Consider the following 10,130-nt stretch of genomic DNA (forward strand, 5'->3'; position numbering starts at 1 on the left):
CGGCGGCCAAACCGAAGATCGCCGACTACCCGTTCACCACCCTGGTGCCCAACCTGGGGGTGGTGTCGGCCGGCGAGCGCACCTTCACGGTGGCCGACGTGCCCGGGCTGATCCCGGGCGCCTCGCAGGGCCGCGGCCTGGGACTGGACTTCCTGCGCCACATCGAGCGCTGCGCGGTGCTGGTGCACGTCGTGGACTGCGCGACTCTCGAGCCCGGCCGCGACCCGGTCTCCGACATCGAGGCCGTCGAGGCCGAACTGGCCGCCTACCGTCCCACCCTGCAGGCCGACTCCACGCTGGGTGACCTGGCCGACCGGCCCCGTGCGGTGGTGCTCAACAAGATCGACGTGCCGGAGGCCCGCGAGCTCGCCGACTTCGTCCGCCCGGAGGTCGCGGCGCGCGGCTGGCCGGTCTTCGAGGTGTCCACCGTGAGCCGGGAAGGCCTGCGCGAGTTGACCTTCGGGCTGTGGGAGATGGTCGCCGCCTACCGGGCCGCGCAGCCTCCGGCGGTGGCGCGCCGCCCGGTGATCCGCCCCATCCCGGTGGACTCCAGTGGGTTCACCGTCGAGCCCGATCCCGGTCATCCCGGCGGCTTCATCGTGCGCGGCATCCGCCCGGAACGCTGGGTCGCCCAGACCGACTTCAACAACGACGAGGCGGTCGGCTACCTCGGTGACCGGCTGGCGCGCCTCGGCGTGGAGGACGAGTTGCTCAAGCGCGGGGCCACGGCCGGGTGCGCGGTGACGATCGGCGACATGACCTTCGACTGGGAGCCGCAGACGCCCGCCGGGGTGGACGTGACGCTGTCCGGTCGCGGCACCGACGTCCGGGTGGAGCGCAACGACCGGATCGGCGCCGCCGAGCGCCGAGAGGCCAAACGCCAGCGGCGCGAGTCCGAGGACGACGGGTGAGTGCCCACCGGGAGGCCGTCCGCGCCGCCCGCAGCATCGTCGTAAAAGTCGGCACCACCGCGCTGACCGACTCCGCCGGGCTGTTCGACGCCACCCGGCTTGCCGCGCTGGCCGAAGCCATCGAAGCCCGGATGAAGGCCGGCACCGACGTGGTGATCGTGTCCTCGGGCGCGATCGCCGCCGGGATCGAGCCGCTCGGCCTGCCCCGGCGGCCGACGGACCTGGCCACCAAACAGGCCGCCGCCAGCGTCGGGCAGGTGGCCCTGGTCAATGCCTGGAGCACCGCCTTCAGCCGCTATGACCGCACCGTCGGGCAGGTGCTGCTGACCGCACACGACATCTCCCAGCGGGTGCAGCACACCAACGCCCAGCGGACCTTGGACCGGCTGCGCGCACTGCACGCCGTGGCGATCGTCAACGAGAACGACACCGTGGCGACCGACGAGATCCGGTTCGGCGACAACGACCGGCTTTCGGCTCTGGTTTCCCATCTGGTCGGGGCCGAGGCCCTGGTGCTGCTATCCGACATCGACGGCCTCTACGATGCCGATCCTCGAAAAGGCAACGCGCGCTTCATCGCCGAGGTCGCCGGGCCGGATGACCTCGACGGTGTGGTGGCCGGGCAGGGCAGCCGGCTGGGCACCGGTGGGATGGCGTCGAAGTTGTCCTCGGCCCTGCTGGCCGCCGACGCCGGGGTGCCGGTGCTGCTGGCCGCGGCCGCCGACGCCGCCGACGCGCTCACCGGGGCCTCGGCCGGGACGGTGTTCGCCGCGCGGCCGACCCGGATGTCGGCCCGCCGGTTCTGGGTCCGCTACGCCGCCGACGCCGCCGGGTCGCTGAGCCTGGACGCCGGTGCGGTGCGGGCGGTGGTCGAGCAGCGCCGCTCGCTGCTGGCGGCCGGGATCACCGCGTGCACGGGACGGTTCTTCGGCGGCGACGTCGTGGAGTTGCACGGGCCGACGGGGGAGATGGTGGGCCGCGGGGTGGTCGCCTACGACGCCGCCGAACTGGCCACCATGATCGGGCGTTCGACCGCCGACCTGCCGGCCGAGTTACGCCGGCCGGCCGTTCACGCCGATGACTTGGTCCCGGCCTGACCGGCCAGCGTGCCGACCACCGTCACGGTCTTGCCGGCCAGCGCCACTGCCCTGCCGATTGTGGCGCGGATGACCGCGGCCCGCTGGACGGCCCGCTCCAGAGCGTCGTCATCCGCCTGACGCACCGGAATACCGTACTGGCGCGCGGTTGCCTCCACGCAATCCCGCACGGACGGGTCGGCCAGCACTAGCGAAGCCGGCAGACCGGGCTGAATGTCCTTGCCGCGCAACAGCCCCCGGCCGCGCACCTCGGCCGCGATGTAGAGGGTCGACACGCCCCGGTCCAGGGGTGGGTCGGCGACCACCGCGACGGCGGTCAGCGCGGCGTGCATCGCACCGGCGAGCACCAGGCCGCGGCCGGGGAACCGGTAGGCCGGCAGCCGGTCGACCTGTTTGGGGATCGAGTCGGTGAGCAGGTAGCCGATCAGTCGGCGGGTCCGGATCTCGGTGACCCGATCCCAGGCCACCTCGTCGCCGTCGAACTCGATTCCGCCCGGGCTGACCACCACAGAGCCGAATTGGTTGAGTTTGCGGGCCACCCCGCGCAGCGGTCCCGGCAGCTTGGGGAGGCGCGCGGCGAGTTCGCCGACGCCGACCCCCCACCGTTCGGTCGCCGGGCCCGGCTCGGGCCGCACCGGTTTGAGGACCGTCTGGCCGAACCCCACCGCCAGCGCGGTCACGACATCGAGAGGGGAGGTCATGCGGAGACCCTACGCCAACCGGCTTCCGGTGAGTTCCTCGGCGAGCAGTGTCAGCAACGGCGAGCACCCCCCGTCCAGCTTCACCGTCGCCAAATCGTCGCCGCGGGTGGGCCCACGGTTGACGATCGCCACCGGTATCGCCTTGGCGGCGGCGTGCCGCACGAAGCGATACCCGGAGAACACCGTCAGCGACGAGCCGGCCACCAGCAGTGCATCGGCGGAATCCACCAGTGAACAGGCCTGCTCTACAACCTCTTTGGCCACCGATTCGCCGAAATAGACGATGTCGGGCTTGAGCATGCCGCCGCATTGCGGGCAGTCGACGAACCGGAACGACTCGGTGTCGGTGACGACCGCGTCGGCGTCCGGGGCCACCGCCGGCCCACCCACCCGCTCGGCCCGCGCGGTGAAGCCGGGATTGGCGGCTTCCAGTTCCTCAGCCAGCGCGGCCCGCGACATGGCGTGTCCGCAGCCCAGGCAGACCACGCGCGCGTAGGTGCCGTGCAGGTTGATGACCCGCCTGCTGCCGGCCTTGGTGTGCAGCAGGTCGACGTTCTGGGTGATCACACCGGAGACCACCCCGGCCTGTTCCAGGGCGGCCAGGGCGCGGTGACCGGCGTTGGGTTCGGTCCGGGCCATATGACGCCAGCCCAGGTGGTTGCGCGCCCAGTAACGCTGCCGGAACTCGCGGCTGGCGGTGAACTGGCGGATGGTCATCGGGTTGGCCGGCGGGGAGTCCGGGCCGCGGTAGTCCGGGATGCCGGAGTCGGTGGAGATCCCGGCGCCGGTGAGAACCGCCACCCGCCTGCCGGTCAGCAGCGCGAGGAGTTCCGGGGCGTCCACACGTCGAGACTAAGGTCAGTTCGATCAGGCGGCGCGGCACCCCGCCACCGGGGATGGGCCACAATAGGGCGTGGACTTCTTCTCGGCCTACCGGCACGGATTCGCCCGGGTGGCGGCCTGCACACACCAGACCGTGCTGGCCGACCCCGCGGCCAACGCCGCCTCGGTGCTGCGGATCGCCCGGCAGTGCCACGACGACGGCGTCGCGGTGGCGGTTTTCCCCGAGTTGACGCTGTCCGGCTACTCCATCGAGGACATCCTGCTGCAGGACAGCCTGCTGGACGCCGTCGAGGCCGCGCTCGCCGACCTGGTGGCCGCCTCCGCCGACCTGCTGCCCGTGCTCGTCGTCGGCGCCCCGCTGCGCCACCTGCACCGGATCTACAACACCGCCGTGGTGATCCACCGCGGCCGGGTCCTCGGCGTGGCGGTCAAGTCCTACCTGCCGACCTACCGCGAGTTCTACGAGCGCCGCCAGGTGGCGGCGGGCGACGACACGACCGGCACGATCCGCCTGCTCGGCGGCGATGTGCCGTTCGGACCCGACCTGCTGTTCGCCGCTTCCGATGTGGCCGGTCTGGTTTTGCACGTCGAGATCTGCGAGGACATGTTCGTGCCGGTGCCGCCGAGTGCGCTCGCGGCCCTGGCCGGGGCGACGGTGCTGGCCAACCTCTCCGGCAGCCCCATCACCATCGGCCGCGCCGAGGACCGCAGACTGCTGGCCCGCTCGGCCTCGGCGCGCTGCCTGGCCGCCTACCTCTACGCGGCCGCCGGAGAGGGCGAGTCCAGCACCGACCTGGCCTGGGACGGCCAGACGATGATCTACGAGAACGGCCGCCTGCTGGCGGAGTCGGAGCGCTTCCCCAGGGGGGAGCGCCGGTCGGTCGCCGACGTCGACCTCGATCTGCTGCGCGCCGAGCGGCTGCGGATGGGAACCTTCGACGACAACCGGCGTCACCACCAGGGCGCACTGGAATCCTTCCGGCGCATCGACTTTCGGCTCGAACCGCCGGGTGGCGACATCGGACTGCGCCGGGAGGTCGAGCGTTTCCCGTTCGTGCCCAGCGACCCGGTCCGGCTTGAGCAGGACTGCTACGAGGGCTACAACATCCAGGTCTCCGGCCTGGAGCAGCGACTGCGGGCGCTGGACCACCCCAAGGTCGTCATCGGGGTGTCGGGCGGCCTGGACTCCACCCACGCGCTGATCGTCGCGGCCAAGGCGATGGACCGGCAGGGCCGCCCGCGCAGCGACATCCTGGCGTTCACCCTGCCCGGTTTCGCCACCGGGGAGCGCACCAAAAACAACGCGATCGCGCTGTCCAAGGCCCTCGGGGTGTCCTTCTCCGAGATCGACATCCGGCCCACCGCGACGCTGATGCTCACCGAGATCGGGCACCCCTACGCCCGCGGCGAGCAGGTCTACGACGTCACCTTCGAAAACGTTCAGGCCGGCCTGCGCACCGACTACCTGTTCCGCATCGCCAACCAGCGCGGCGGGATCGTGCTGGGCACCGGTGACCTCTCGGAGTTGGCGCTGGGCTGGTCCACCTACGGCGTCGGGGACCAGATGAGCCACTACAACGTCAACGCCGGAGTGCCCAAGACCCTCATCCAGCACCTGATCCGGTGGGTCATCGGTTCAGGTCAGTTCGACGACGAGGTGGGGGAGACGCTGCAGTCCGTGCTGGACACCGAGATCACCCCGGAACTGGTGCCGGCCGGCGAGGGGGAGCAGGTCCAGAGCAGCGAAGCCACGGTGGGACCCTATGCGCTGCAAGACTTTTCGCTTTTCGGTGTGCTGCGCTACGGATTCCGGCCGTCCAAGGTCGCCTTCCTGGCCTGGCACGCCTGGAGCGACCCGGACCGGGGTGACTGGCCGCCGGGCTACCCGGCCGAAAAGCGGCCCGGCTACACCCTGGGGGAGATCCGGCACTGGCTGGCGGTCTTCGCCCAGCGCTACTTCTCCTTCAGCCAGTTCAAGCGCTCCGCGCTTCCCAACGGACCCAAGGTGTCCCACGGGGGATCGCTGTCGCCGCGTGGGGACTGGCGGGCGCCCTCGGACATGGCGGCCACCGTGTGGCTGCAGGAGATCGAACGGGAGATCCCGCAGGGCTGAGCGACCCTCAGTCGGGAGGCCGGACGCCCAGCACCCGCTGGATGTCGGCCTTCATCGCCTGCAGTTGGGCGCCCCAGTATCCCCAGCTGTGGGTTCCCGCGGGCGGGAAGTTGAACACGGCGTTGCGGCCGCCGGCGGCCAGGTACCTGCGCTGGAACTCCTTGGTGGTGTCCAGGGTGACGTTCTCCAGGTAGCCCGCCGAGAACGAGCCGAGCAGGGAGGGATCCGGATCCAACTCCGAGGGCGCTCCGGTGCCGCAGTAGACCCATACCGCCGTGCCGTTGGCCACCAGCCGGCCGATGTTGACGGTCGGGTCGTTGCGCGCCCAGGCGACGTCGCCCTTGGGGCCCCACATGTCGTAGGCGCTGTAGCCGCCGGCGTCGCGCATGGCGACGTTGATCAGGATCGGCCACAGCCCCACCGACGGGTTCAGGAACCCCGACAGCGAGGCCGCGAAGAGGAACTGGGTGGGATGCCAGATCGCCAGTGTCAGCGCCGGGCCGCCCGACATGGACAGTCCGACCACCGCGTTACCGGTCGGCTCGACGCCCTTGTTGGCCGCCAGCCAGGCCGGCAACTCGCGGGTCAGGAAAGTCTCCCACTTGTAGGTGACGGTGCCGGCGCGACCGGCCGCCGGCCGGTACCAGTCGGTGTAGAAACTCGACTGACCGCCGACGGGCATCACGACCGACAAGCCCGATTTCTCGTACCACTCGAACGCCGCGGTGTTGATGTCCCAGCCGTTGGTCTGGTCCTCGGCGCGCAACCCGTCCAGCAGGTAGACCGCCTGCCGGCCACCGCCCTGGAACTCCACGCGGATTCCGCGGCCCATCGCCGGGGAGGGCACGTCGAAGATCTCGATGGGGAGGCCCGGCCGGGAGAACGCGCCGGCGACCGGCGCAGGTAGGCAGGCCGCCGCCAGCAGCGCGGCGGCGGCCACCGCGGTGCACCGCGGTGGCCGGGAGTCCGTCCGGGACCTCATGGCCGGAAACTAGCAATCCCGGACCCCTGTCGCCGCGGGGCCATGCGGGCTGTGATCGCTTCGTTAGGCGATGGCGACGCGGCGGTTGTCGGCGGTCCCAACCGTCCGGTTGGCTGGCAGCGATACCCTGGTCGGATGAGTGTGGACATCGCCGCGGAAACCGACATCCGCGAGGCTGTGCACGACGCCGCCCGCCGCGCCCGGGTCGCCGCGCGCACCCTCGGGTCGCTGACCACCGCCGTGAAGGACCGGGCCCTGCATTCCGCCGCCGACTCCGTGCTGGCGCACACCGACCGGATCCTGGCCGCCAACGCCGCCGACCTGCGGGCGGCCCGGGCCGCCGGAACCCCCGAGGCGATGCTCGACCGGCTTGCCCTCAACCCGCAACGTGTCGACGGGATCGCCGCCGGCCTGCGCCAGGTCGCCGGTCTGCCGGATCCGGTCGGCGAGGTTCTGCGGGGGCGCACGATGCCCAACGGGCTGCGGGTGCGCCAGCAGCGGGTCCCCCTGGGTGTGGTGGGCATGGTCTACGAGGGCCGGCCCAACGTCACCGTCGACGCTTTCGGGCTGACGCTGAAGTCCGGCAACGCGGTGCTGCTGCGGGGCAGTTCCTCGGCGGCGCACTCCAACGCCGAACTGGTCGACGTCCTGCGCGGTGCGCTGCGAGTCGAGGGACTGCCCGAGGACTCCGTGCAGTTGCTGCCCAGCGCCGACCGCTCCAGCGTCACCCACCTGATCCAGGCCCGGGGCCTGGTCGACGTGGTGATCCCGCGCGGCGGGGCGGGCCTGATCGAGGCGGTGGTGCGCGACGCGTGCGTGCCGACCATCGAGACCGGTGTGGGCAACTGCCACGTCTACGTCCACGCCGACGCCGACCTCGACGTCGCCGAGCGAATCGTGTTGAACGCCAAGACCCGTCGGCCCAGTGTGTGCAACACCGCCGAGACGCTGCTGATCGACACCGCCCTGGCCGACACCGCCGGGCCGCGCCTGGTCGAGGCACTGCAGCGCGCCGGTGTCACCGTGCACGACGACCCGACCGAAGAGGAGTTGCGCGCCGAGTTCCTCTCGCTGGACATCGCGGTGGCCTACGTCGACGGCGTCGACGCCGCGATCGAGCACATCAACACCTACGGCACCGGCCACACCGAGGCGATCGTCACCCGCGATCTGGCTGCCGCACAACGGTTCACCGACGGCGTCGACGCCGCCGCGGTCATGGTCAACGCCTCCACCGCCTTCACCGACGGCGAGCAGTTCGGCTTCGGCGCCGAGATCGGCATCTCCACCCAGAAGCTGCACGCCCGCGGCCCGATGGGGCTGCCCGAACTGACCTCGACCAAGTGGATCGTCTACGGCGACGGCCACATTCGGCCCGCCTGAGGACTGGAGACTCCCCTGACCACCACACCCGCCCGCCCGGCCCCGCTGTTCGCCGACATCGCCGACGTCACCGCCAAGCTCACCGGGACCGGGTATCTGCCCGACACCGCGACCGCCACCGCGGTCTTCCTCGCCGACCGGCTCGGCAAGCCGCTGCTCGTGGAAGGCCCGGCCGGGGTGGGCAAGACCGAACTGGCCCGCGCGGTGGCCCAGGCCACCGGGTCGGGTCTGGTGCGGCTGCAGTGCTACGAGGGCGTCGACGAGGCCCGCGCGCTGTACGAGTGGAACCACGCCAAGCAGATCCTGCGCATCCAGTCCGGCTCCGGGGACTGGGAGGCGACCAGGGACGACGTGTTCAGCGAGGAGTTCCTGCTGTCCCGGCCGCTGCTGACCGCCATCCGCCGGACCGAACCCACCGTGCTGCTCATCGACGAGACCGACAAGGCCGACATCGAGATCGAGGGCCTGCTGCTCGAAGTGCTCTCGGACTTCGCTGTGACGGTGCCGGAACTGGGCACCATCACCGCAACCCGCAAACCGTTCGTGGTGCTGACCTCCAACGCCACCCGCGAGCTGTCCGAGGCGCTCAAACGCCGGTGTCTGTTCCTGCACATCGGCTTTCCCGACGCCGAACTGGAGCGGCGCATCCTGCTGTCCCGGGTGCCCGAACTACCCGAACGGCTCGCCGAGGAACTGGTCCGCATCGTCGGGGTGCTGCGCGGCATGCAACTCAAGAAACTGCCCTCGGTGGCCGAGACCATCGACTGGGGCCGGACCCTGCTGGCGCTGGGGATGGACACCATCGACGACGCCACCCTCGCCGCGACGCTGGGCGTGGTGCTCAAGCACCAGTCCGATCAGCTGCGCGCGGCCGGCGAGCTTCGGCTGAACTAGCGGGAGCAGAACCGAGATGGCAGTCCGCCGGACCCGACCGCCGCAGCCGCTGGCCCCGCACGGCCTGCCCGGCCACCTGGTCGGCTTCGTCGAAGCCCTTCGCGCACAGGGTATCTCGGTCGGGCCGTCGGAGACGGTGGACGCCGGCCAGGTGCTCAGCGCGCTGGACCTGTCCGACCGGGAGACGGTTCGCGAGGGCCTGGCCTGTGCGGTGCTGCGCCGTGCGGATCATCGGCAGACCTACGACGCCCTGTTCGACCTGTGGTGGCCGGCCGCCCTGGGCGGGCGCACCGTGCTGGAGGGTGAAACCGCCGGGCCACCCGCGCAACTCGATCCCCAGGACGTCGAGGCCATGCGCGGGATGCTGCTGGATCTGCTCACCGGCAATCCCGACATCGGCGATCTCGACGACCGGCTGGTGGCGATGATCGCCGCGATCGTGGAGGCCTACGGCCGTTACACCTCCAGCCGCGGCCCGTCGTACTCGTCATACCAGGCGCTCAAGGCGATGGGCCTGGACCAGTTGGAGGGCCGACTGCTGGCCGGGCTGCTCGCCCCGCACGGCGACGACCCTTCTCCCACCCAGGAACAGATCGCCAAATCCCTTGCCGCCCGGAAGATCGCGCAGCTGCGCCGGTTGGTGGAGGGTGAGACCAAGCGCCGAACCGCCGAGCAACTGGGCCGCGACCACGTACAGACCTACGGCATCCCGCAGCTGGCCGAGAACGTCGAGTTCCTGCGCGCCTCCGGAGACCAGCTTCGCCAGATGCGCCGGGTGGTCGCGCCGCTGGCCCGGATGCTGGCCACCCGACTGGCGGCCAAACGGCGGCGCCACCGGGCCGGGGCGATCGACCTGCGCAAGACGCTGCGCAGGTCGATGTCCACCGGCGGCGTCCCGATCGACCTCGTGCTGCGCAAACCCCGCCCGGCCCGCCCGGAACTGGTGGTGCTCTGCGATGTCTCCGGGTCGGTCGCCGGGTTCAGCCACTTCACCCTGCTGCTGGTGCACGCACTGCGCCAGCAGTTCTCCCGGGTCCGGGTCTTCGCCTTCATCGACACCACCGACGAGGTGACCCACCTGTTCGGCCCGGACGCCGACCTCGCCGTGGCGATCCAGCGCATCACCCGGGAGGCCGGGGTCTACACCCGCGACGGGCACTCCGACTACGGCAACGCGTTCGTCTCCTTCACCGAGAACTTCCCCGG

At 71.2% G+C, this 10,130-nt stretch carries 9 protein-coding genes; 6 read left to right on the plus strand and 3 right to left on the minus strand.

The annotated features are described in order from the left end of the window. Positions 1–911, plus strand: a 911-nt coding sequence (gene obgE / locus ADBZ5U_RS11280) for a GTPase ObgE (RefSeq protein WP_526265427.1), incomplete at its 5' end; no start/stop codon positions are given. After that, positions 908–2,008, plus strand: a complete 1,101-nt coding sequence (gene proB / locus ADBZ5U_RS11285) for a glutamate 5-kinase (protein WP_526265429.1) — start codon at positions 908–910, stop codon at positions 2,006–2,008. The genes obgE and proB, both read left to right, overlap by 4 nt. Here proB and ADBZ5U_RS11290 read toward each other — a convergent pair. Then, positions 1,981–2,709, minus strand: a complete 729-nt coding sequence (locus ADBZ5U_RS11290) for a hypothetical protein (RefSeq protein WP_526265431.1) — start codon at positions 2,707–2,709, stop codon at positions 1,981–1,983. The genes proB and ADBZ5U_RS11290 overlap by 28 nt on opposite strands. 9 nt (positions 2,710–2,718) lie before the next feature. After that, positions 2,719–3,552 (minus strand): NAD-dependent protein deacetylase, encoded by an 834-nt coding sequence (locus ADBZ5U_RS11295; RefSeq protein WP_526265433.1) that lies wholly within the window; start codon positions 3,550–3,552, stop codon positions 2,719–2,721. A 70-nt stretch (positions 3,553–3,622) separates the two neighbouring features. Here ADBZ5U_RS11295 and ADBZ5U_RS11300 point away from each other — a divergent pair, with 70 nt between their 5' ends. Then, the gene (locus tag ADBZ5U_RS11300) at positions 3,623–5,665 is read left to right on the plus strand and encodes an NAD(+) synthase (RefSeq protein WP_526265435.1); all 2,043 of its coding nucleotides are present in this window, start codon (positions 3,623–3,625) and stop codon (positions 5,663–5,665) included. Positions 5,666–5,672: 7 nt separating this feature from the next. Here the strand turns inward: ADBZ5U_RS11300 and ADBZ5U_RS11305 are convergent, their stop codons facing one another. Continuing rightward, positions 5,673–6,647: an alpha/beta hydrolase gene (locus tag ADBZ5U_RS11305; protein ID WP_526265437.1), complete on the minus strand. Its 975-nt coding sequence runs from the start codon at positions 6,645–6,647 to the stop codon at positions 5,673–5,675. A gap of 135 nt (positions 6,648–6,782) precedes the next feature. On the opposite strand from ADBZ5U_RS11305, the gene ADBZ5U_RS11310 reads away from it, so the two are divergent. From ADBZ5U_RS11310 to ADBZ5U_RS11320, 3 genes are all read left to right on the plus strand, one after another. Next, positions 6,783–8,030: a glutamate-5-semialdehyde dehydrogenase gene (locus ADBZ5U_RS11310; protein WP_526265439.1), complete on the plus strand. Its 1,248-nt coding sequence runs from the start codon at positions 6,783–6,785 to the stop codon at positions 8,028–8,030. Between the two features lie 15 nt (positions 8,031–8,045). Further along, positions 8,046–8,924, plus strand: a complete 879-nt coding sequence (locus ADBZ5U_RS11315; protein ID WP_526265443.1) for an AAA family ATPase — start codon at positions 8,046–8,048, stop codon at positions 8,922–8,924. Between the two features lie 16 nt (positions 8,925–8,940). Continuing rightward, a partial coding sequence (locus ADBZ5U_RS11320) for a vWA domain-containing protein (RefSeq protein WP_526265441.1) occupies positions 8,941–10,130 on the plus strand: 1,190 nt, incomplete at its 3' end.

Source organism: Mycobacterium sp., from assembly GCF_040398885.1.
GTDB lineage: Bacteria > Actinomycetota > Actinomycetes > Mycobacteriales > Mycobacteriaceae > Mycobacterium.